Raw genomic sequence first — 21,130 nt, forward strand, 5'->3', positions numbered from 1 at the left:
TGAACACGGGCCGCGGTGTCGGTGGTCAATCGGTACTCGTTCGGGATCAGAGGTACTGACCGGTGTTGGCCACGGTGTCGATGGAGCGCCCGGCCTCGTCGCCCTGCTTGCCCGAGACCAGAGTGCGGATGTAGACGATCCGCTCGCCCTTCTTGCCGGAGATCCGTGCCCAGTCGTCGGGGTTGGTGGTGTTGGGCAGGTCCTCGTTCTCCTTGAACTCGTCGACGCACGCGGCGAGCAGGTGGGCCACCCGGATGCCCTTCTGGCGGTGCTCCAGGAAGTCCTTGATCGCCATCTTCTTCGCGCGACCCACGATGTTCTCGATCATCGCGCCGGAGTTGAAGTCCTTGAAGTACAGCGTCTCCTTGTCACCGTTGGCGTAGGTGACCTCCAGGAAGCGGTTCTCGTCGTTCTCCGAGTACATCCGCTCCACGGCGACCTGGATCATGCCGGTGACGGTGGCGGCCCGGTTGCCGCCGTGTTCCGCCAGGTCGTCGTCGTGCAGGGGCAGCGAGACCTTGAGGTACTTGGCGAAGATGTCCTTGGCCGCCTCGGCGTCCGGACGCTCGATCTTGATCTTCACGTCGAGCCGACCCGGTCGCAGGATGGCCGGGTCGATCATGTCCTCGCGGTTGGAGGCGCCGATCACGATGACGTTCTCCAGGCCCTCCACGCCGTCGATCTCGGACAGCAGCTGCGGAACGATGGTGTTCTCCACGTCCGAGCTGACGCCCGATCCTCGGGTGCGGAAGAGCGAGTCCATCTCGTCGAAGAAGACGATGACGGGCGTGCCCTCGCTGGCCTTCTCCCGAGCACGCTGGAAGACCAGGCGGATGTGCCGCTCGGTCTCGCCGACGTACTTGTTGAGCAGTTCGGGGCCCTTGATGTTGAGGAAGTAGCTCTTGCCCTGTTCGTTGCCCTGGGCCTCGGCGACCTTCTTCGCGAGCGAGTTGGCGACCGCCTTGGCGATCAACGTCTTGCCGCAGCCGGGAGGGCCGTAGAGCAGGATGCCCTTGGGCGGGCGGAGCTCGTGCTCCTTGAACAGGTCGGGGTGCAGGTAGGGCAGCTCGACCGCGTCCCGGATCATCTCGATCTGGTTCCGCAGACCGCCGATCTTGGTGTAGTCGATGTCCGGGACCTCTTCGAGGACCAGTTCCTCGACCTCGCTCTTGGGAACCCGCTCGTAGACGTAGCCCGATCGGGAATCGAGCAGCAGCGAGTCCCCCGCCCGCAGCGGGGAGTCCAGGAGCGGTTCGGCGAGGCGCACCACGCGCTCCTCGTCGGTGTGCCCGATGACCAGCGCTCGTTCGCCGTCCTCCAGCAGTTCCTTGAGCATCACCACGTCGCCGACTCGCTCGAACTCCATCGCGTCGACCACGTTCATGGCCTCGTTGAGCATGACCTCTTGGCCACGCCGGAGTTCGTCGAGTTCGATGTTGGGGCTGACGTTCACCCGGAGCTTGCGCCCGCCGGTGAAGATGTCCGCCGTGCCGTCCTCGTTGGCCTGTAGGAACACGCCGAACCCCGAGGGGGGTTGGGCGAGTCGGTCCACTTCCTCCTTGAGGGCCACGATCTGGTCGCGGGCCTCCCTCAAGGTCGCGACCAATCGCTCGTTCTGTGTGGTCATGCCGGCCAAGGACGCCTGAAGATCGACGACCCGCTCCTCGAGCAAACGGCTCTGGCGCGGTGAGTCGGCGAGCTTGCGACGCAGGACGGCGACTTCCTGCTCTAGAAAAGAAACCTGGCTTACGAGGTCGTCCGTACCCCGAGCCGGCCTCCCACCACGGTTCATGTCGTCGTCGTGGACTGCCACGGCCCTCACCTCCTCCTGGGAGCTGCGACGTCTCCGACCCTACCTACGGCAGGAGGGGTTGAAACCCCTTGATCAGCAAGACTGTCCGGGCGTGTCCGATCTTCACCCGTGCGATTGCCCCCACGCTTGTGAGGATCAGATACCCACCTCATCACCTCCGGAAGCAGGCGCGAGTAGGGTCTGTCGGGCGCGTGTCGATACGAATCGGTGAAGAGTGAGGCCCCATGTCCGCAGAAAACGAACCCCTCGAGGTCTGGATCGATCAGGATCTCTGCACCGGGGACGGCATCTGCGTCCAATACGCGCGAGAGGTCTTCGAGCTGGACATCGACGGATTGGCGTATGTCAAGGGTGCCGACGACGAGCTGCGCACCGAGGTGGGAGCGGTGGTCCCGGTGCCCGGGCCGCTGCTCGCGGAAGTGATCGACGCCACACGCAAGTGTCCGGGCGAATGCATCCACATGCGTCGGGTTTCCGACGGTGTCGAGGTGTATGGACCGGACGTGGCCTGAATTCCGCTTCGTACACTGGTGTCTGGCGACGCGTCAGATCCGCTGGGCACCGAGCGGGTCGAGTCGCCAACGGAGCGTTCCGGCAACGTCGGGGCAGCAGCGGGGGCCGTCCGGGACGGACCAGCTCAGGGTACTGGCGGTGATCGTGTCGCCGCTGCGGGTGACGTCGCTCACCAGGAGGCCCTCGTCGGTGTCGAGCAGGGTGGCCACCAGTCGGGGTGGGCCGGTGTCGGCGTCGACGTAGGCCAGCAGTGCCGCGGGCGGGCTCCCGGAGCCGGCCGCGCACTCGACTCGAACCACGGTGGGACCGGTCGGGTCGGTCAGCACGCCCCTGGTCCGCGTTCCGACGCCCGGGCAGTCGAGCGGGAACACGACGTTCGCAAGCTCCGCCTCGGTCGGGCCGCCGCCGGTTCCACTGCGGCTGCCGGCGAGGGGCACGGTCTGGGCGGCTTCGGGGGCACGGATGAGCGGTTGCCCCTGATTCGACGTGCTCGCGCTGTTCTCGCCCGGTTGTATGGTGCGCGGCGCGGCCGGCGGGTCCTGCTGGTTGGGGCGGTGCCTGGCCGGTGCGGTGACGCCCGGCACGCCGCCGTCGAGTGAGGCCGCGGCCCAGATCACCAGGCCGGTGCCGACGACGAAGACGAAGACTATGGCCGCGGCGGCGAAGGCTATGCCGTTGCGGACGTCGGGGGCCTCGATGTGCCTGGGCACGGAGTCGGGTGGTGCGTCGGTGGTCACGAGCCCACGGGTACTGTCGCCGCGCGCGGGCCGGGTTTCGAAGTGATCGTCCGCCACGGTGGACGACCCTATGCGGCGGGCCGGGCCCTGGTATAGAGTCCCGGCCCGCCTTGTCTCAACCATTGCCTGACGATGGGTCAGGATTCGAGCGGGGCACCGGTTTCCGCGCCTGGGCCGGCGTAGTCGTCGCCGTAGGAGCCCTTGGACGGGCGGCGCCGGCGCAGCGGCGGCTCGACCCCGTCGGCGAGGCGCCGGGCGGTGACGAGGAAGCCGGTGTGGCCGATCATCCGGTGGTCGGGGCGTACCGCGAGACCTTCGACGTGCCAGGAGCGGACCATCGACTCGAACGGCTGCGGCTCGGTGAAGCAGTTCATCACGCGCATGGTCTCCACGGTGCGCGAGAGCTGCGTCGTGGTGGCCACGTAGCAGCACACCAGGCCGCCGGGGGCGAGCGCCTTGTAGACCGCGTCCAGGCATTCCCAGGGCGCGAGCATGTCGAGGATCACCCGGTCGACCCCGGTCTCCACGAGGTTGTCCTGAAGGTCGCCGACGGTGAGCTTCCACGCGGGGTGGGGGGCGCCGAAGTAGCGCTCGACGTTCTTGCGGGCGATGTCCGCGAAGTCCTGTCGACGTTCGTAGGAGGCGAGCTGCCCGGTGTCGCCGATGGCGCGGAGCAGGAAGGTGCTCAGCGCGCCGGAGCCGACGCCGGCCTCGACGACGCGGGCGCCGGCGAAGATGTCGGCCATCGCGAGGATCTGGCCGGCGTCCTTCGGGTAGATCACCGCGGCACCGCGGGGCATGGACAGGACGAAGTCGGGGAGCAGAGGTCGCAGCGCGAGGTAGTCGGTGTTCCCGGTGGACCGTACGACGGTCCCTTCGGGAGCGCCGATCAGCGCGTCGTGTTGAAACGAGCCCTTGTGGGTGTGGAACGCCTTGCCCGCTTCGAGCGTGAAGGTGTGGTGGCGGCCCTTGGGATCGGTCAGCTGAACCTGGTCCCCGACCTGGAAGGGTCCGCGCCTGCGCGCGGCACCGGTCGGTTCGGACATGGGGGTCAGCCTAGTCGGTCGTGGGCGACGCTCCGACGCGTGGGTACGGGCCCCGTGGGGGTCAAACCCGGACTCGGTTGCATAGCATCTTGGACGTGACTGATTCGAGCAGGCCGCAGGGACGCAGGATGCGGCAGGACGAGGCCCCGCGCCGGGAACCCAGGCGTGGCCTGCTCATGGGGCGCCCCTTCGGGGTGCCGGTCTACGTCGCGCCGACCTGGTTCGTGATCGCCGCGGTGATCACGGTGTTGTTCGCGCCGACCTTCGAGAGCCTGTTCCCAAATCTGGGTCCGTGGCGGTTCGTGTTGTCGTTCGGCTTCGCGGTGCTGTTGTACGTGTCGGTCCTGGTGCACGAGTTGGCGCACGCGGTGACGGCGCTGCGGCTGGGCCTGCCGGTGCGGCGGATCACCATCCAGTTCCTGGGCGGGGTGTCCGAGATCGACAAGCCGGAGACGGCCCGGCACGAGTTCCTGGTGTCGGCGGCGGGTCCGGCGTTGTCGCTCGGGCTCGGTGGTGGGTTCTGGGTGATCGGCCTGGCCTTGGACGTGGACACGTTGGCGGGGCGGATGGTCGCGTTGCTGGCGGTGTCCAACCTGCTGGTGGCGGCGTTCAATCTGCTGCCGGGGCTGCCGTTGGACGGTGGCCGGATGTTGCGGGCGGTGGTGTGGCGGGTCAGCGGGCGGCCGTTGACCGGCACGATCGCCGCGTCCTGGGCCGGGCGGGTGCTCGCCGTGGTGGTGCTGGTCGCGGCGGCGGTGTGGTCGCTGGGGGCGGACGCGGGGGCGCGGACGTACACGCTGATCTTCGGTGCCCTGGTGGCCGGATTCATGTGGGCGGGCGCGGTGCAGTCGCTGCGCGCGGAGCGGCTTCGGGAGCGGTTGCCGGAGTTGCGGGTGCGGTTGTTGACCCGGCGGGCGATTCCGGTGGCGGCGGATGTGCCGTTGTCCGAGGCGCTGCGGCAGGCGCACGAGGAGGGCGCTCGGGGGTTGGTGGTGGTGGACCGGGGTGGCGAACCGGTGGGGCTGGTGCGCGAGGCCGCGGTGTTGGCCACGCCGGAGCATCGCCGGCCGTGGGTGGCGGTGGGGCCGTTGGCGCGGGATCTGGTGCCGGGGATGAGGGTCGGCGCGGATTTGGCCGGGGAGGACTTGTTGGTGGCGATGCGGGCGGTGCCGGCGAGTGAGTACCTGGTGGTGGAGCGGGACGGCGGGGTGTACGGGGTGCTTTCTCGGTTGGATGTCGAGCATGCGTTTTTGGCCATGATGCGGGGTTGAGGGCAGGGTTTTTCGGCCTCACTCGCCGGCCGGGCTACTCGGCCTCGAACGCCGGCCGGGCCGGGTGGATCGAGCGCCGGCCGGCTGAGGTGGATCGCGCGGTGGAAGTGGCGGCTTCGGGCTTTTGGCCTCGGGCCGGCCGGGCCGGCGTGGGTCAGGGGGTTGGGGTGACGGTGATGGTGTAGCGGCCGTCTCTGGTGGTGGTGATTCGGGCCGTGTTGTTGTGGGTGTCGGTGTGGGTGCGGCCAGGGCCGGTGACGCGGATGGTCGGGGGCTTGGCGTAGACGTCCTTGGGGAGGGCGATCTCGGTGGGGCCGTCGGCGCCGCGGCGGGTGGTGAAGGTCAACGTGTAGGTGCGGGTGTCCGGGTCGTAGCGGTAGCTCTCCGGGTTGCCGGCCACGGCGCGCGCGTAGGGCTGCACGAGGAGTTTGTTGTTGGGCTTCATCCGGCCGGCGGCGTCCAGGGTGCAGTAGCCGCCGCCGTTGCACCATTGCCAGCCGGCCCAGCCGCCGGCGAACCGGTCCATGGCCGCGGTCATGCGCTTGTAGAACAGCGGGATGTTGGGCAGCGATTGGTCGGGCGGGCCCCACTCCCCCACGATCACCGGGAGCTTGTTCGCCTTGGGGTAGGCGCTGATCGCGGCCTCGTAGTTCTCGATGAAGCCGCCGTCGGGGTCGTAGTCGGCGCCGGTCTCCATCGCGCTCTCGTAGAAGTGCGGTGCGTAGGCGACCTTGTCGTCGGTGATCGGGCCGAGCGCGGTGGGCAGTCCGAGGCCGACCACGGGGGTGGGTTCGACGAGGATCCAGTTGCGTCGGTCGACCAGGCGGATCGCGTCGGTGAGCCGGTTCCAGGTGTCGGTGATCTGCGTCGATTCGAGCCGGGCGGCGGCGGTGGGGATGTCCTCGCCGTCGCGGAAGCGGCCCATCGGCTCGTTCATCAGGTCGTAGCCGAGCACGGCGGGGTGTCGGCCGAAGGTCGCGGCGACCTTGATCCACATCGCGGCGTGTGCGCGCTGGAGGTCACGATCCCCGTACAGGTGGTCGAACGCGGCCTGCACGCCGGGCGTGTAGTACTCGGCGAACCAGTCGCCGGGCACCGGCTCGTAGGGCAGGCCCTCGTCCCGGGTGGTCCATTCCGGGTTGCCCCGGTGGTCGTTGAAGTACGGCCCGTAGATGTCCTGGTGAGCGTCCAGGACGACCTTGATCCGGTACTTGTCGGCCCAGCCCAGGATCCGTTCGATCCGGGCCGGGTAGTCGCGGCTGTACCGACCGGGGCGCGGCTCCAGGTCGTCCCAGAAGAAGAGCACCCGGGCCAGGTTGAAGCCGCGTTCGGACAGTTCGCGGAACTGGGTCTCGGTGACGTCCTTGAACGCGTCCGCGCCGCGGTGGTCCTTGTCGCCGATGTTGAAGCCGCGCCACTGGGTCGCCCGGCCGCGCTCGTCGGCGATGAAGGTGCGATCGCCGACGGTGACCTTGTCCGGCGTGCGGCCGGGCCGGTCGCCGTGCGCGTACGCGGGCGCGGGCAGGCTCGCCAGGAGCAGGCCGGCGGCGATCGCGGCGGCGTGCGTGCGGGGGCGGGTGAGGACGCGCATGGGGCCTCCGTCGAGGTACGAAAGGGGTGCCTGGGACTCGCGGTGCCGGGACTCTACTGACCGGTAGCGGCGATTGACAGGGGTGTTCGCCCCTCGCGCGCACAGGGTGTCCCCCCGCGCGCTTAGGGTGGTCGGCATGAGCGTCAGCCCCTCCGAAACCACCTCCGCCGAGGAGTCCCTCCTCGCCGAGCCCGCCGTCGAGACCGCGAGCGTCGTGGTGCCCGCCCCGGCCGGCGAACGGGCGCCGCGGCCGCCGGTGTCGCTGTCGCCGTCCCGGGCGGCGGACTTCATGCAGTGTCCGCTGCTGTATCGGCTGCGGGTGATCGACAAGCTGCCGGAGAAGCCGAGTGCGGCGGCAACCCGCGGCACGGTGGTGCACACCGTCCTGGAGCGCCTGTTCGACCTGCCCAGCGGCGAGCGCACCCCGGAGCGGGCGTTGGCGATGGTACGGCCGGCGTGGGACGAGTTGTCGGCCGAGCGCCCGGAGCTGGCCGAGTTGTTCGGCGAGGATGTCGCGGGCCTGGACACGTGGTTGCGGGACGCGGACAAGCTGGTCGAGCGCTACTTCACGCTGGAGGATCCCAACCGCCTGGAGCCGGCCCGCCGCGAGCTCTACGTGGAGACGACGTTGGACGACGGCTTGGTGCTGCGCGGGATCGTGGACCGCCTCGACGTGGCTCCGGCGGGCGATCTGCGGGTGGTGGACTACAAGACCGGCAAGGCGCCGTCGCCGATGTTCCAGGACAAGCCGCTGTTCCAGATGAAGTTCTACGCGCTGGTGTTGTGGCGCCAACACGGGCGGGTGCCGCGCCGGTTGCAGCTGGTCTACCTGGGCAGCGGCGACGTGATCACCTACGACCCGGACGAGGGCGAGTTGTTGGCGGTCGAGCGCAAGCTGCGGGCGCTGTGGCAGGCGATCGACCTGGCCACCCGGACGGGCGAGTGGTTGCCCAGGAAGTCCAAGTTGTGCGGGTGGTGCGATCACCGCGAGGTGTGCCCCGAGTTCGGTGGCACACCCCCGGTGTATCCGCTGCCGGTGGTCCCGGCGTAGGTCCCCTTCCGAGGACGGGGCCGGCGGCGGCTCGAACCGGCGGCCCCGGTCCCGGTCAGATCGCGCCGGGGCGGACCAGGCCGCTCTCGTAGGCGTAGACGGCGGCCTGGACCCGGTCGCGCAGACCCAGTTTGGTCAACACGTGGCCGACGTGGGTCTTGACCGTGGTCTCGCTGACGTAGAGTTCGGCGGCGATCTCGGCGTTGGACATGCCGCGCGCGACCAGCCGCAACACCTCCACCTCGCGTTCGGTGAGCATCGCGAGCGTGTCGGGGGTGGGGTCCTCCGCGGAGGGCAGGCGCGCGGCGTACATGTCCAGAAGACGTCGGGTGATGCTCGGGGCGAGTAGCGCCTCGCCCTCGGCGATCACCCGGATCGCGGTGACCAGGTCGTCGGCGGGCACGTCCTTGAGCAGGAAGCCGCTCGCCCCCGCGCGCAGCGCCTCCACCACGTACTCGTCCAGGTCGAACGTGGTGAGCACGAGCACGCGTGCGGTGTTCTCCCCGTCCCGGCCGGAGCCGGCGATCCGCCGGGTGGCCTCGACGCCGTCCATGCGGGGCATGCGGATGTCCATCAGCACGACGTCGGGCTGCAGGGCGCGGACCTGTTCGACGGCCTGTTCGCCGTCGGCGGCCTCGCCGACGACGGCGATGTCGGGCTCGGCCTCCAGGATCATCCGGAAGCCGGTGCGCAGCAGTGGCTGATCGTCGACCAGGATGACGCGGATCGTCATGGGCGGGTCTGCTCCAGTCGTTCGGGGGCGGCACCGTCCGGCGGGGCGGCGGTGTCGGCGGTGTTCGTGGCGGACAGGGGGATGCGCGCCAGGACCTCGAAGCCGTCCTGGGCCCGAGGTCCCGCGTACAGGCGTCCACCGTAGAGGGAGACCCTCTCACGCATGCCGAGCAGGCCGTGTCCGGTGCGGTCGCCGGTGGGCACGGTGCTGCCGCCTCGGCCGTCGTCGGCGACGCGCACCAGCAGTTCGCTGCGGCTGTAGCGCAGCAGCACCCGGGCCTCGGCGGGGCCGGCGTGCTTGAGCGTGTTCGTGAGGGCTTCCTGGACGATCCGGTAGGCCGCCAGGTCGATGCCCGGCGGGAGCGCGCAGGGGGCGCCCTCCAGGGACAGCTCGACCGGGAGCCCGGCCTCGCGGACCTGGGTGACCAGCGTGTCGAGTTGGTCCAGGCCCGGCTGGGGCGCGTTGTGGCCCTCGTTGGGGCCGCCCACCGCGTCGGTGCTGTCGCGCAGGATGCCGACCAGGCGGCGCATCTCCACCAGGGCGCCCCGGCCGGTCTGTTCGACCGCGGCCATCGCCTCCTTGGCCCGGTCCGGATTGCGCGTGACCATTCGCTGCGCGGCGGATGCCTGCACGGTCATCACCGAGACGTGGTGCGCGACCACGTCGTGCAGCTCGCGGGCGATGCGACCACGTTCCTCGGCGATCGCCGCGCGGGTGTCCGCCTCGCGGGTGCGCTCCAGGCGGTCGGCGCGGGCCTCCAGCTCCGCGGTGTAGGCGCGCCGGAAGCCGACGCTGCGGGCGAAGGCCCACACCGCGAACATCGCGGCCATGTTGGCGACCACGTCGAGGAAGACGATGTCGCTGTCGCGCATCACCAGCCACACGATGGTGGCGCTCTCGGTGAAGGCGAGCGCCGCTGCGGCGGGCACCCGGGAGCGGCCGACCGCGACCGCGTACAACGCGACGATCTGGCCGAGTCCGGCGCCGGCGGATTCGTACTGCGCGCCGGCCAGGATCAGCCCGGCGACGCTGACCCAGATCAGCACGCGCAGCGAGTGCGCCCCACGCCACAGCAGCGGGACGGCGGTGAGCAGCGCGAGCAGGATGCCCCACACGTCCGGTTCGCGCACGTCGCGCATGCCCAGTTCGTGGAAGTACAGGCCGCCCACGGCGAGGACCGACAGCAGCACCACCAGGGCCACGTCGAGCACGGTGGGACGCGGCCACGGTTGACGTGTGTCGCGGCAGAGTTCGTGGACGATGTCGGCGAGGCAGGCACGTGCTCGGGCGAGCCCGGGCAGGCATTCGCTGGGTCCGGGTCGGGCTGGGGTCCCGGCGGGGGTGTCCGGGTCGGGGGTCACGGCGCGCACACCCTTACGGTAGGGCCCCTGGTCGGGGGTTTTGACCCCCTGGGGGCCCGGTCTCGTCCCCTGGGAGGAGCGGTGGTGCGATCTCCTCCTCCGGGCGGAGTCGCGGTCCGTACTCAACGGTCTGGCGGGATCGGCAGGAGGATGCGGAGAACGCGAGGGACTTCCCTGAAGCCCTGCCCTTCCCGATCGCCAACACTGGACAACACACGGGGAACCCGGGAACGGGAACCTCGGGGCTGTACTACGGGGGTAGTACGGGGTCCGGACTCTCCGGGGTTCGGGCGGAGCACGGCCGACCTCTCGGCGGTCACGGGGACGGGGGAAACCGCCGCCGGGAGGTCGAGCAGGACCGACGGGGATGCAGTACGGGTCGGAGCACGGGGGCTCCGACACGGGGGTAACGCAGTACACGGGGAAACGTAATACACGGGGGAACGCAGTACACGGGGGAACGCAGTACGGGGGAAACACGGGGATGTGGGAGCGGGCGGGCCTTCGGGCCCGTCCGCTCCCGCCCGTTTGTGCCGAAAGGGCCGCCGTGCCGGGAGGCCCACCGACGGGCCGGCCCCTCGGCGTCTCGGGCTCAGCGTGCCACGCGGGCCCGGACCAGATCGCCCAGGAAGTCCAGGTCGACCTCTTCGAGCGATTCCACCACGGTGCGCGTCGGCGCGGACGGGATCGGCGTCATGCTGGGCACCGCCAGTACGACACAGCCGGCCGCCTCGCCGGAGGCGATGCCGGTGGGCGAGTCCTCGACGACCACGCAGGCCCACGGCTGCGCGCCGAGCCGGCGGGCCGCGGTCAGGTACGGGTCGGGGTGCGGCTTGGTATGGGCGATCTCGTCGCCGGCCAGGGTGAAGCTGAAGTGGTGGGCGCCGATCGAGGGCAGCACCGCGTCCACGATCACCCGTTGCGAGGCGGTGACCAGTGCGCAGGGCACGCCGGCCTCGTCGACCTCGGCGAGCAGCCGCTTGGCGCCGGGGCGCAGGTCCACGCCGTCGCGCAGTGCGGCGACCATGCCGGCGTTGATCCGGCGTTCGAGTTCGGCGGGCGCGACGTCGAGGCCGGAGACCGAGAGCAGGTAGGCGACGGCGGGCTCCATCGGGCTGCCCAGCAGGTGCTCGGCGTGCTGCGTGGTGAGGGTGAAGCCGAGGTCGGCCATGACGGCGGTCTCGGTGGCGAACCAGTTGCGTTCGGTGTCGACCAGGGTGCCGTCCATGTCGAACAGGACCGCCGCGAGGCCGTGGCCCGGGCGTGCTCCGGTCGTGGTCGTGAGCGCTGCCGTCATCGTGTGGCCGCCTCTCCCCCGGTGCGGGAAAGCATGGTGTGGATGGGGTTGGTGAATCTCCTCACGCGGGCTTCTCCAGGAGTTGGATCCGCCGGTTGGCACCGGCGGGTCCTCGATTGTGCGGCCCCGTCAGGCATTGGGCAACCGCCGAACGGGGTCGTATACGGAAACGATGACCGAAGCGGTCACGGCGAGTGGGTCGGCCAGCTTCGTGATCGCCGATCGCAGCCGGGCGGGGTCGGTGTGCCAGGCGCTGGGACCCATCGCCACGACGCCGGCGATCGCGGTGTGGTCGAGCGCCATGGTGAAGGTGACGCGCTCTCGCGCGCGCACGGTGAACCACGGCGCGAGCTTGGCGTCGATGCGTAGCTGTTTGTCCGGGTCGACCTGGAGCAGGTCGAGCGCGGGCACCAACTCGGCCAGATGTCCCGCTGTCGGTGCGGCGACCACCAGGGTGCCCTCGGCGGCCAGGATCCGGTGCAGTTCGGGCGGGTTGCGCGGGGCGAACACGTTGAGCACCAGGGCCGCAGCGCCGGTGCGCACCGGCAGCGGGCGCCATGCGTCGCACACCGCGGCGCCCATCCGCGGGTGGGCGCGGGCGGCCCGGCGCAGCGCGTATTTGGAGATGTCCAGGGCCAGTCCGTACCGGTTCGGCAGCGCGTCGAGCACGCGCGCGAGGTGGTGTCCGGTGCCCGCGCCGACGTCGACGAGGGTTCCGGGCGCCGGGCCCGCGCACGCGGCGATCAGCGCGTCGCCGATCGGGTCGTAGTGGCCGGCGCCGAGGAAGTCGACACGGGCGGCGACCATCGCGGCGGTGTCGGCGGTGCCCACCGAGCCCGCCCCGGTGAGCAGGTTGACGTAGCCCTGGCGGGCGATGTCGAAGGTGTGTCCGGCGGCGCAGCGCAGGCCGGCGGTGTCCCCCGCCAGGTCCGCGCCGCAGTGCGGACAGGCGAGGGTTTCCACGACGTCGCCGAGCATGTGCCTCGTTCGTGCCGCCGGCACGGCCGGGGCCGGTGCGGCCCCGGCCGTCGCCGGTATGGGTGGGTGGGGTGGGTCAGCGGGCGTTGAAGTAGTTCGCCTCGGGGTGGTGCAACACGATCGCGTCGGTGGATTGCTCCGGGTGCAGCTGGAACTCCTCGGACAGCTCGACTCCGATCCGCTCCGGCTTGAGCAGCTCGGTGATCTTGGCCCGGTCCTCCAGGTCTGGGCAGGCGCCGTAGCCGAGCGAGAAGCGCGCGCCGCGGTAGTGCAGCTTGAGCATGCCGTCCAGGTCGTTCGGGTCCTCGCCGGCGAAGCCGAGTTCGGCGCGCACCCGGGCGTGCCAGTACTCGGCCAGGGCCTCGGCGAGCTGGACCGACAGGCCGTGCAGTTCGAGGTAGTCGCGGTAGGAGTTGTCGGCGAACAGCTTCGCGGTGGCGTCCGACAGGCGCGGGCCCATGGTGGCGATCTGGAAGCCGACCACGTCGATCTCGCCGGATTCCTCCGGGCGGAAGAAGTCGGCCAGGCACAGGTGCCGGTCGCGGCGCTGGCGCGGGAAGGTGAACCGGGTGCGCTCGTGGCCGGCGTCGTCGAGGACGATCAGGTCGTCGCCCTTGGACACGCACGGGAAGTAGCCGTAGACCACGCCGGCGTCGAGCAGGTTGTCGGTGACGATCCGGTCCAGCCAGTAGCGCAGCCGCGGGCGGCCCTCGGTCTCGACCAGTTCCTCGTAGGAGGGCCCGTCGCCGCCGCGGGTGGGCTTGAGGCCCCACTGGCCCATGAAGGTGGCACGCTCATCCAGCCAGGAGGCGTAGTCGTTCAGCTGGATGCCCTTGACCACGCGGTCGCCCCAGAACGGCGGGGTGGGCACGGGGTTGTCGGTCGCCACGTCCGAGCGGGCGGGCATCTCCTCGGGTTCGGTCTCGATCACCTTGGCGGCGGCCACCTTGCGCCGGCGCAGCGCGGGCAGTTCGACGCCGGGCACGCCGCGCTTGACGCCCATCAGCGCGTCCATCAGGCGCAGCCCCTCGAAGGCGTCGCGGGCGTAGCGGACCTCGCCGGCGTAGATGTCGTACAGGTCCTCTTCGACGTAGGCGCGGGTCAGGGCGGCGCCGCCGAGGATGACCGGGTAGCCGGCGGCCAGGCCGCGGGTGTTCAGCTCCTGGAGGTTTTCCTTCATGATCACGGTGGACTTGACCAGCAGGCCGGACATCCCGATCACGTCGGCGCGGTGTTCCTCGGCGGCTTCCAGGATGGCCGAGACCGGCTGCTTGATGCCGATGTTGACCACGTTGTAGCCGTTGTTGGACAGGATGATGTCGACCAGGTTCTTGCCGATGTCGTGCACGTCGCCCTTGACGGTGGCCAGCACGATGGTGCCCTTGCCGTCCTCGCCCTCGACCTTCTCGATGTGCGGTTCCAGGTGCGCGACGGCGGACTTCATCACCTCGGCGGACTGGAGCACGAAGGGCAGCTGCATCTGGCCGGAGCCGAACAGTTCGCCGACGACCTTCATGCCGGCCAGGAGGGTGTCGTTGATGATCACCAGGGCGCTGCGCTCGCGCAGTGCCTCGTCCAGGTCCTCTTCGAGGCCGGCCCGCTCGCCGTCGATGATCCGGCGCTCCAGCCGCTCGTTCAGCGGCAGCGCGGCCAGTTCCTGGGCGCGGGTGGCCCGCACCGACTTGGCGTCGACGCCCTCGAACAGGTCCAGGAAACGCTGGAGCGGGTCGTAGTCCTCGCGGCGGCGGTCGTAGACCATGTCGAGGGCGACCTCGCGCTGCTCCTCGGGGATGCGCGCCATCGGCAGGATCTTGCTGGCGTGCACGATCGCCGAGTCCAGGCCGGCTTCGATGCACTCGTTGAGGAAGACCGAGTTGAGCACGATGCGCGCGGCCGGGTTGAGGCCGAAGGAGACGTTGGACAGGCCCAGGGTGGTCTGTACCTCGGGGTGGCGGCGCTTGATCTCGCGGATCGCCTCGATCGTCTCGATGCCGTCGCGCCGGGTCTCCTCCTGGCCGGTGCCGATCGGGAAGGTGAGCGCGTCGATGATGATGTCGGAGACCTTGATCCCCCACTCGCCGGTCAGGGCGGTGATCAGCCGCTCGGCGACACGCACCTTCCACTCGGCGGTACGGGCCTGGCCCTCCTCGTCGATGGTCAGCGCGACCACGGCGGCGCCGTGTTCCTTGACCAGCGGCATGATCCTGCGAAAGCGCGAGGTGGGGCCGTCGCCGTCCTCGTAGTTGACCGAGTTGACCACGGCGCGCCCGCCGAGCAGTTCCAGGCCCGCTTCGAGCACCTCGGGCTCGGTGGAGTCGAGCATGATCGGCAGCGTGGACGCGGTGGCGAGTCGACCGGCCAGGGCCTTCATGTCGGCGACGCCGTCCCGGCCGACGTAGTCGATGTTCAGGTCGAGCATGTGGGCGCCGTCGCGGGTCTGGTCGCGGGCGATGTCGAGGCAGTCGTCGTAGCGGCCTTCGAGCATGGCCTCGCGGAACGCCTTGGAGCCGTTGGCGTTGGTGCGCTCGCCGATGGACAGGTAGGACAGGTCCTGGCGGAAGGGCACCGACTGGTACAGCGACGCGGCGGCGGGCTCGTGCCGGGGGTTGCGGGGGGTCAGCTCGCGGCCGTGCACGCGCTCGATCACGGCCTTCAGGTGTGCGGGCGTGGTGCCGCAGCAGCCGCCGACCAGGGCCAGGCCGTATTCGCGGGTGAAGGTGTCGTGCGCGTCGGCCAGTTCCTCGGGGGTGAGCGGGTAGTGCGCGCCGTCCTTGGTCAGGATCGGCAGGCCCGCGTTGGGCATCGCGGTGACCCCGATGCCGGCGTGCTTGGCCAGGTGGCGCAGGTGCTCGCTCATCTCGACCGGGCCGGTGGCGCAGTTGAGCCCGATGAAGTCGATGCCCAGCGGTTCCAGGGCGGTCAGCGCGGCGCCGATCTCGGAGCCCATCAGCATCGCGCCGGTGGTCTCGACGGTGACCTGGGCGAAGATCGGCAGGTCGACGCCGGCCTTCTTCAGCGCGCGCTGCGAGCCGATGATCGATGCCTTGGTCTGCAGCAGGTCCTGGCTGGTCTCGATGAGCAGGGCGTGCGCGCCGCCGTCGATCAGGCCGGCCGCGTTGATTTCGAACGCGTCGCGCAGCGTGGCGAAGGGCACGTGGCCCAGGCTGGGCAGTTTGGTGCCGGGGCCGATCGAGCCGAGCACCCAGCGCGGGCGGTCGGGGGTGGAGTAGTCGTCGGCCACTTCACGGGCGATCCGGGCGCCGGCTTCGGCGAGCTCGTAGATGCGGTCCTGGATGTCGTACTCGCCCAGGTTGCCGAGGTTGGTGCCGAAAGTGTTGGTCTCGACGCAGTCCACGCCGACGTCGAAGTATTCCTTGTGCACGTTGCGCACGATGTCGGGACGCGTGACGTTGAGGACTTCGTTGCAGCCTTCATGGCCCTGGAAGTCGTCCAGGCTCGGGTCCTGAGCCTGGAGCATGGTTCCCATCGCTCCATCGGCGACGACGACGCGGGTGGCGAGTGCTTCGCGAAGCTGCTGCGGGGTGGCTGTCATGAGAATGCGTCTCCGATGGGTGCGACGGCTGTCGGCTTGCCCGGGTCCGTCGAGACGGCTCGGGCCAGAGCGCCAGCTTAATGCGATCCGCGCGCGGAGCCCGGTGGCGCGCGAGTGACGTCGCCCACTGGTCACCCAATGCTCACTCGCGCTCACCGGTGTGTTCGGGGTGCGTTTGCGGTTCGGTTGCCCGGCGGTGCCCGGATTTCACTGTGGGCGAAGTCGACGCGGGCGGGTCTGGCCGAGGGTGCCTCAACCCGTAATGTGGGGACCGTACAGCTCTCGCGGCCCCGGGGACGGGTGCCCGCGGCGCACGGATCCCGGCCCCGGCCGGAAGGAGGCACTGGGTGATCGAGCTCGACGACCTGCCCGAGCTGATCGACCCGGTCATGGTGGCCGCATTCGAGGGGTGGAACGACGCGGGCGATGCCGCTTCCGCCGCGATCGAGCACCTCGACCGGGTCTGGAAGGGCGAGGTGTTCGCGGCCCTGGATGCCGAGGACTACTACGACTTCCAGGTGAATCGTCCGACGATATGGCTGGATGGGGACGTTCGGCGGATCACCTGGCCCACCACTCGGCTGTCGGTGGTCCGGCTGGCCGAGCCTCGCCGCGACCTGGTGCTGGTGCACGGCATCGAGCCGAATCTGCGCTGGCGCTCGTTCTGCAACGAACTGTTGGGCTTCGCGCACGAGTTGGGCGTGGAGACGGTGGTGGTGCTGGGGGCGATGCTGGGCGACGCGCCGCACTCGCGGCCGGTCCCGGTCAACGGCACCACGTCGGACCCGGTGGTGGCCGCGAACGTGGGTCTGGAGCAGTCCCGGTACGAGGGGCCCACCGGCATCGTGGGCGTCTTCCAGGAAGCCTGCGCGCATGCGGGAATGCCGGCGTTGACGTTCTGGGCGTCGGTGCCGCACTACGTGGCGCAGCCGCCCTCGCCGAAGGCCACGCTGGCGCTGTTGCGCAAGCTGGAGGACTTCCTGGACGTGACCGTGCCGATGGGCGAGCTGGCCGAGGACGCGCGGGCGTGGCAGGTGGGGGTGGATCAGCTCGCGGCCGAGGACACCGAGGTCGCCGAGTACGTGCGCTCGCTGGAGGCCGCGCGCGACACCGAGGATCTGCCCGAGGCGTCCGGCGATGCGATCGCGGCCGAGTTCGAGCGCTATCTCAAGCGCAAGGGTGATCAGCCCGAGGGCTGATCGATCCGAGGGCTGATCGGGGCGCGGCCTGATCGGGGCGGGGGGGTGAGTGCGGCGCGGGGTGCTCAGGCCGAGCGGCGGCGCAGTTCCAGTGCCGCCAGGGGGATGAAGCCGCCGGGGCCGGGTTCGGCGGACGCGTCGGGGCCGGCGAGGCGGCGCAGCATGGCCAGGGCGATGCGTTCGCCCTGGGCCTTGGCCCGTTCCGCGAGCGGTCCGGCGAAGCCGCCGTCGACGCAGGCCCACCAGAGCTGGACCCAGCGGCCGAAGTGCCGGGCGGTCAGCGGTTCGGCGTGGTGCAGCACGCGGTGCACGGCGAACGCGTCGCCGCGGTACTCGGCGGTGCGCAGCAGGGCGCGCTCCCAGAAGTCGGTGATCCGGGGCAGGTGTGCCTCCAGGTCGGTGCCGGCGATCTCGGTGAAGTAGGCGCCGATCACCGGGTCCGCGAAGGCCGCGCCGTAGAAGCGGCGGAGCAGGGCGTCCAGGTCCGCGCGAGTGCCGATGTCGGCGCGGCCGGCGGCGGTCACGGCGGTGTCCGGGGGCGGCCCGTCCTGGTCGGGGGTCGTCCGCGGGGTGAGGTCCATCGGTCGTCGCCGGTCGCCGTGCATACCCACCACCTTAGGGCGCGGGCGGCGCGCCGACCCGGGCCGAACGGCCCGGGCGGGTGGGGTCCGTGGACCCCACCCGCCCGGTCTGTGCCGGAGCCGCCGTCCGCGCCGGTGGACGACGGGTCCGCTCGTGGTGTCGTGACCGGGCACCCCGGTGGGCCCGGCCACGACCTTGCGGTCACGAAGCGGTGAAGGCGGCCGCGTTCGTGGCCGCGTCCTCGGGGCTAGCCCAGGCCGCTGTGGATCGCGGACGCGAGTTCGCCGTTGGTGGTGTCACCGCTGAACTCCCAGAAGAAGGCGCCGCGCAGGTTCTGCGCCTTGGCCCAGCTCATCTTGGAGGTGACGGTGGCCGGGGTGTCGTAGCTCCACCAGTTGCTGCCGCACTTGGCGTACGCGGTGCCCGCGATGGTGCCGGTGCTGGGGCAGCTGCTCTTGAGGACCTTGTAGTCCTCGATGCCCGCCTCGTACGTGCCCGGGGCCGCGCCGGTGGCGGTGCCGCCGGGTTCGGCCTGGGTCACCCCGGTCCAGCCGCGGCCGTAGAAGCCGATGCCGAGCAGGAGCTTGCTCGCCGGGACGCCCTTGGTCTTGAGCTTGGCGATCGCGTCGGCGGAGTTGAAGCCGTCCTTGGGGATGCCGGTGTACGAGGTCAGCGGCGAGTGCGGGGCGGTCGGCCCCTTGGCGTCCCAGGCGCCGAAGAAGTCGTACGTCATCACGTTGTACCAGTCGACGTACGCCGAGGCGCCGCCGTAGTCCGCCGCGTCGATCTTGCCCGCGGAGGACGCGTCGGCGGTGATCGCCGCGGTGACCAGATTGTTCGCGCCGAACTTGGCGCGGGTGGCGGCGAGCAGCGTCTTGATCGAGGCCGCGCCGCTGGTGTCACAGGTCAGGCCGCACGCGTTGGGGTATTCCCAGTCCAGGTCGATGCCGTCGAACACGTCGGCCCAGCGCGGGTCCTCGACCAGGTTGTAGCAGGACTCGGCGAACGCGGCGGGGTTGGCCGCGGCCTGGCCGAAGCCGCCGGACCAGGTCCAGCCGCCGAACGACCACAGGATCTTGATGTTGGGGTACTTGGCCTTGAGCTGGCGCAGCTGGTTGAAGTTTCCGCGCAGCGGCTGCTCCCAGTTGTCGGCCACGCCGCTGACGCTCTGGTCGGCCGTGAACGCCTTGTCGTAGTCCGCGTAGGAGTCGCCGATGGTGCACTTGCCGCCCTGGACGTTGCCGAAGGCGTAGTTGATGTGGGTGATCTTGGCGGCCGAGCCGGACGTGACGATGTTCTTCACGTTGTAATTGCGGCCGTAGATGCCCCAGTTGGTGAAGTAGCCGAGCTTGACGGTGCTGCCGCCGGGGTTGCCCCCGCCGCCGGTGGTGTGCACGGTGACCGCGGCACTGGCCGGGCCGGTCTGGTCGACGGTGTCCCGGGCGACCACGCTGTAGGAGTAGTCGGTGCCCGCGGCCAGGCCGCTGTCGGTGTAGGTGGGCGTGGTGACGGTGGCGATCTTGCTGCCGCCGCGCAGCACGTCGTAGTTCTTGATGCCGTGGTCGTCGGTCGCCGCGGCCCAGGTCAGCTTGACGCCGTTGTCGGTGACGTTGCTCGCCACGGGCGCACCGGGCGCGGAGGGCGGGTTGTCGCCGGGGTTCGTGGGGCCCCCGTCGCAGGAGCCGCCGTTGATCTTGCATCCGGTGGGGTTGCCGGGGCCGGTGCCGTTGAAGCCGAAGGTCACCGACGCGCCGGGCCCGACCGTGCCGTTCCAGCCGACGTTCTTGGCCGAGTAGTGGTCGCCCGTGCGGGTGACGGTGGCGTCCCAGGACGAGCCGACGGCGGTGCCGGCGGGGAAGTCCCATTCCAGGGTCCACGAGGTGATCGCCGCGGTGCCGGTGTTCTTGATGGTCCAGCTGCCGCCGAAGCCGGAGCCCCAGTCGGAGGTCTTGACGAACGTGGCGGTGGTACCGGCGGCCTGTGCGGGGGACGCGAGGCCGACCATCGCTGCCAGGGGGAGCAGCAGGGCACTCATCATGGCGACAAGGGTGCGCCGGGACGGGGTGGTGCGTCGTTTGGTTCCTGTGCTCAAGGGTGCTCCTCGAGTGGGGCCAGACATACGGGGACGTGGCACCTCCCGGTGGGGAAACGATTCGACCGCCACCCCACCGCAGGTCCAGTGAGAGTAGGAAAGGTCTGGACCATGGGTCAATGGTCTGTACCAAAATGGTCTGGACCAACCACCCTGCCCGACGCCGGAAATGCCACACGCGGGCCCCGAAGGGCCCGCGTGGTCTGGGGCTTTGCCGAACTTGCCGAAATTTTCCGCGCGTTCGGCGGATGCGGCTTCAGCGTCGGGCGGGGGCGTACGGCGCGCCGGGTGCGGGCGCGGTGCCGTCCACGGCCGCGCGCCAGCGGTCGTGCAGCCACATCTGGGTGCGCCGGCGGGCGGCCCGTTCGTCCCATTGCACGTCGCGCTCGTAGGTCAGCACGGACAGGTCCCCGGCGAGCACCGCCCACGTGTAGAGCCCGTTGATGTGACGCGCGTTGACCCGCATACCGCTCACCGAGGCGGCTCGGCCGGCCGCGGTGCCGATGGTCTCGTCGTGCTGCGCGACCCACTGCACGGTCAGTCCCTCGGCGTGCAGCGGGTCCACGTGGTGCCAGAACGCCTCGGCGGCGGCGTGCGCCTCCTCGGTGCCGGGCAGCGGGCCCGGGCGCGGGCCGTCGAGCCGGGTCCAGCCCAGCAGCGTGCCGTCGGCGCGGTCCACCACCACGCTGGCGTGCGGCCCGCCCGGATGTGGGTGGGTGGCGGGTTGGTGGCGCACGACCACGACGGGGCGTTCGTCGTGCCAGGCGTAGTCGAGCGCCGTGAGTATCCAGGTGCGGGGTATCGACAGTCTGCACTTCGCCAGCAGAGCGGCGACGGCGGTGGTGACGTCGGTGTCCCTGCCGGGGAACAGGGTCATGGTGCGTCCTCGCGGTCGTGCGGGATTCGAACGGGGTCGGAGCGGATCAGGACGGTGCGGCGGCCGCGACGAACGCGGTGGGCTCGCGTACCGGGTCGGGACCGAGGGGCCAGGAGGCGACTTCGGCGCCGCCCGAATCCGCGAGCGTCGCCAGTTTGCCGCACACCTGTTCGGCGCCGCCGTCGAGGGTGAGCCGACCCCTCGACCGACGGGCGCTTCGGGCGGCGCGGTGTCGCGTCGGCGCGAGGGTGCTCCGGGCGTCGCCGGGGCGCGCCGATGCCCCGGGGGGCCCGGTCCGGGCGTGGTCTAAACCCCTGGCGTCCGCGATCAGTGCCGGGGCGTCGGCCGAGGGAGGCGGCGCACAGGAGTTCTCCATGAATTGGACCCTAACGATCGGCGGGCCGGATGAGAACAAGTTCCATCGCTTCCATACGCC

General features: G+C 70.5%; 17 protein-coding genes. 4 read left to right on the plus strand and 13 right to left on the minus strand.

Annotated features, from left to right (window positions below; genetic code table 11):
• Positions 1–46: 46 nt before the first annotated feature.
• Positions 47–1,813 (minus strand): proteasome ATPase, encoded by a 1,767-nt coding sequence (arc, locus tag A3IC_RS0121110; protein ID WP_026218537.1) that lies wholly within the window; start codon positions 1,811–1,813, stop codon positions 47–49.
• A 224-nt stretch (positions 1,814–2,037) separates the two neighbouring features.
• Between arc and A3IC_RS0121115 the strand changes: the two genes are divergently transcribed.
• Entirely contained in the window at positions 2,038–2,325 is a 288-nt protein-coding gene (locus tag A3IC_RS0121115) for a ferredoxin (RefSeq protein ID WP_020552045.1), read from the plus strand.
• Positions 2,326–2,358: 33 nt separating this feature from the next.
• On the opposite strand, the gene A3IC_RS62480 is transcribed toward A3IC_RS0121115, so the two are convergent.
• Together A3IC_RS62480 and A3IC_RS0121125 are read right to left on the minus strand one after the other, a co-directional pair.
• The gene (locus A3IC_RS62480; RefSeq protein ID WP_158696037.1) at positions 2,359–3,063 is read right to left on the minus strand and encodes a hypothetical protein; all 705 of its coding nucleotides are present in this window, start codon (positions 3,061–3,063) and stop codon (positions 2,359–2,361) included.
• Between the two features lie 137 nt (positions 3,064–3,200).
• Positions 3,201–4,109 carry a tRNA (adenine-N1)-methyltransferase gene (locus tag A3IC_RS0121125; protein WP_020552047.1) on the minus strand — a complete coding sequence of 303 codons (909 nt, stop codon included), beginning with the start codon at positions 4,107–4,109 and terminating at the stop codon, positions 3,201–3,203.
• Between the two features lie 95 nt (positions 4,110–4,204).
• On the opposite strand from A3IC_RS0121125, the gene A3IC_RS0121130 reads away from it, so the two are divergent.
• Entirely contained in the window at positions 4,205–5,380 is a 1,176-nt protein-coding gene (locus A3IC_RS0121130; RefSeq protein WP_321184083.1) for a site-2 protease family protein, read from the plus strand.
• A 154-nt stretch (positions 5,381–5,534) separates the two neighbouring features.
• Here the strand turns inward: A3IC_RS0121130 and A3IC_RS0121135 are convergent, their stop codons facing one another.
• Positions 5,535–6,971: a cellulase family glycosylhydrolase gene (locus A3IC_RS0121135; RefSeq protein WP_020552049.1), complete on the minus strand. Its 1,437-nt coding sequence runs from the start codon at positions 6,969–6,971 to the stop codon at positions 5,535–5,537.
• A gap of 136 nt (positions 6,972–7,107) precedes the next feature.
• On the opposite strand from A3IC_RS0121135, the gene A3IC_RS0121140 reads away from it, so the two are divergent.
• Entirely contained in the window at positions 7,108–8,022 is a 915-nt protein-coding gene (locus A3IC_RS0121140) for a RecB family exonuclease (RefSeq protein WP_020552050.1), read from the plus strand.
• A 55-nt stretch (positions 8,023–8,077) separates the two neighbouring features.
• On the opposite strand, the gene A3IC_RS0121145 is transcribed toward A3IC_RS0121140, so the two are convergent.
• The 5 genes from A3IC_RS0121145 to metH form a co-directional block, all read right to left on the minus strand.
• Positions 8,078–8,755 carry a response regulator gene (locus A3IC_RS0121145; protein WP_020552051.1) on the minus strand — a complete coding sequence of 226 codons (678 nt, stop codon included), beginning with the start codon at positions 8,753–8,755 and terminating at the stop codon, positions 8,078–8,080.
• A complete protein-coding gene (locus A3IC_RS55640; RefSeq protein ID WP_020552052.1) occupies positions 8,752–10,125 on the minus strand; it encodes a sensor histidine kinase in 1,374 nt (457 codons plus the stop codon). The genes A3IC_RS0121145 and A3IC_RS55640 overlap by 4 nt, the downstream gene beginning before the upstream one ends.
• Positions 10,126–10,708: 583 nt before the next feature.
• The gene (locus A3IC_RS0121155) at positions 10,709–11,413 is read right to left on the minus strand and encodes an HAD family hydrolase (protein ID WP_020552053.1); all 705 of its coding nucleotides are present in this window, start codon (positions 11,411–11,413) and stop codon (positions 10,709–10,711) included.
• Positions 11,414–11,542: 129 nt separating this feature from the next.
• Positions 11,543–12,391 carry a putative RNA methyltransferase gene (locus tag A3IC_RS0121160; protein WP_020552054.1) on the minus strand — a complete coding sequence of 283 codons (849 nt, stop codon included), beginning with the start codon at positions 12,389–12,391 and terminating at the stop codon, positions 11,543–11,545.
• A gap of 76 nt (positions 12,392–12,467) precedes the next feature.
• A complete protein-coding gene (gene metH, locus A3IC_RS0121165) occupies positions 12,468–15,944 on the minus strand; it encodes a methionine synthase (RefSeq protein ID WP_020552055.1) in 3,477 nt (1,158 codons plus the stop codon).
• Positions 15,945–16,291: 347 nt separating this feature from the next.
• Between metH and A3IC_RS0121170 the strand changes: the two genes are divergently transcribed.
• Complete coding sequence (locus A3IC_RS0121170; protein ID WP_020552056.1) at positions 16,292–17,143, plus strand: PAC2 family protein; 852 nt, start codon at positions 16,292–16,294, stop codon at positions 17,141–17,143.
• Positions 17,144–17,208: 65 nt separating this feature from the next.
• On the opposite strand, the gene A3IC_RS0121175 is transcribed toward A3IC_RS0121170, so the two are convergent.
• The 4 genes from A3IC_RS0121175 to A3IC_RS0121190 all read right to left on the minus strand — a co-directional run bounded on the left by A3IC_RS0121175 (position 17,209) and on the right by A3IC_RS0121190 (position 21,070).
• Entirely contained in the window at positions 17,209–17,748 is a 540-nt protein-coding gene (locus A3IC_RS0121175; RefSeq protein WP_020552057.1) for a group III truncated hemoglobin, read from the minus strand.
• 224 nt (positions 17,749–17,972) lie between these two features.
• Positions 17,973–19,817: a glycoside hydrolase family 18 chitinase gene (locus A3IC_RS0121180; protein WP_052173674.1), complete on the minus strand. Its 1,845-nt coding sequence runs from the start codon at positions 19,815–19,817 to the stop codon at positions 17,973–17,975.
• Positions 19,818–20,073: 256 nt separating this feature from the next.
• On the minus strand, positions 20,074–20,694 hold the full coding sequence (locus tag A3IC_RS55645; protein ID WP_020552059.1) for a hypothetical protein: 621 nt from the start codon (positions 20,692–20,694) through the stop codon (positions 20,074–20,076).
• Between the two features lie 46 nt (positions 20,695–20,740).
• Complete coding sequence (locus A3IC_RS0121190) at positions 20,741–21,070, minus strand: hypothetical protein (RefSeq protein WP_020552060.1); 330 nt, start codon at positions 21,068–21,070, stop codon at positions 20,741–20,743.
• Positions 21,071–21,130: the final 60 nt, after the last annotated feature.

Source organism: Embleya scabrispora DSM 41855 (assembly GCF_000372745.1).
Lineage (GTDB): Bacteria > Actinomycetota > Actinomycetes > Streptomycetales > Streptomycetaceae > Embleya > Embleya scabrispora.

Bases quoted from the DNA above. Each gene is read 5' to 3' on its own strand.
- metH (WP_020552055.1), bottom strand. From the start codon at position 15,944: ATGACAGCCACCCCGCAGCAGCTTCGCGAAGCACTCGCCACCCGCGTC.
- A3IC_RS0121115 (WP_020552045.1), top strand. From the start codon at position 2,038: ATGTCCGCAGAAAACGAACCCCTCGAGGTCTGGATCGATCAGGATCTC.
- A3IC_RS0121125 (WP_020552047.1), bottom strand. From the start codon at position 4,109: ATGTCCGAACCGACCGGTGCCGCGCGCAGGCGCGGACCCTTCCAGGTC.
- A3IC_RS0121190 (WP_020552060.1), bottom strand. From the start codon at position 21,070: ATGGAGAACTCCTGTGCGCCGCCTCCCTCGGCCGACGCCCCGGCACTG.
- A3IC_RS0121135 (WP_020552049.1), bottom strand. From the start codon at position 6,971: ATGCGCGTCCTCACCCGCCCCCGCACGCACGCCGCCGCGATCGCCGCC.
- A3IC_RS0121155 (WP_020552053.1), bottom strand. From the start codon at position 11,413: ATGACGGCAGCGCTCACGACCACGACCGGAGCACGCCCGGGCCACGGC.
- A3IC_RS0121145 (WP_020552051.1), bottom strand. From the start codon at position 8,755: ATGACGATCCGCGTCATCCTGGTCGACGATCAGCCACTGCTGCGCACC.
- A3IC_RS0121160 (WP_020552054.1), bottom strand. From the start codon at position 12,391: ATGCTCGGCGACGTCGTGGAAACCCTCGCCTGTCCGCACTGCGGCGCG.
- A3IC_RS55645 (WP_020552059.1), bottom strand. From the start codon at position 20,694: ATGACCCTGTTCCCCGGCAGGGACACCGACGTCACCACCGCCGTCGCC.
- A3IC_RS0121175 (WP_020552057.1), bottom strand. From the start codon at position 17,748: ATGCACGGCGACCGGCGACGACCGATGGACCTCACCCCGCGGACGACC.
- A3IC_RS0121140 (WP_020552050.1), top strand. From the start codon at position 7,108: ATGAGCGTCAGCCCCTCCGAAACCACCTCCGCCGAGGAGTCCCTCCTC.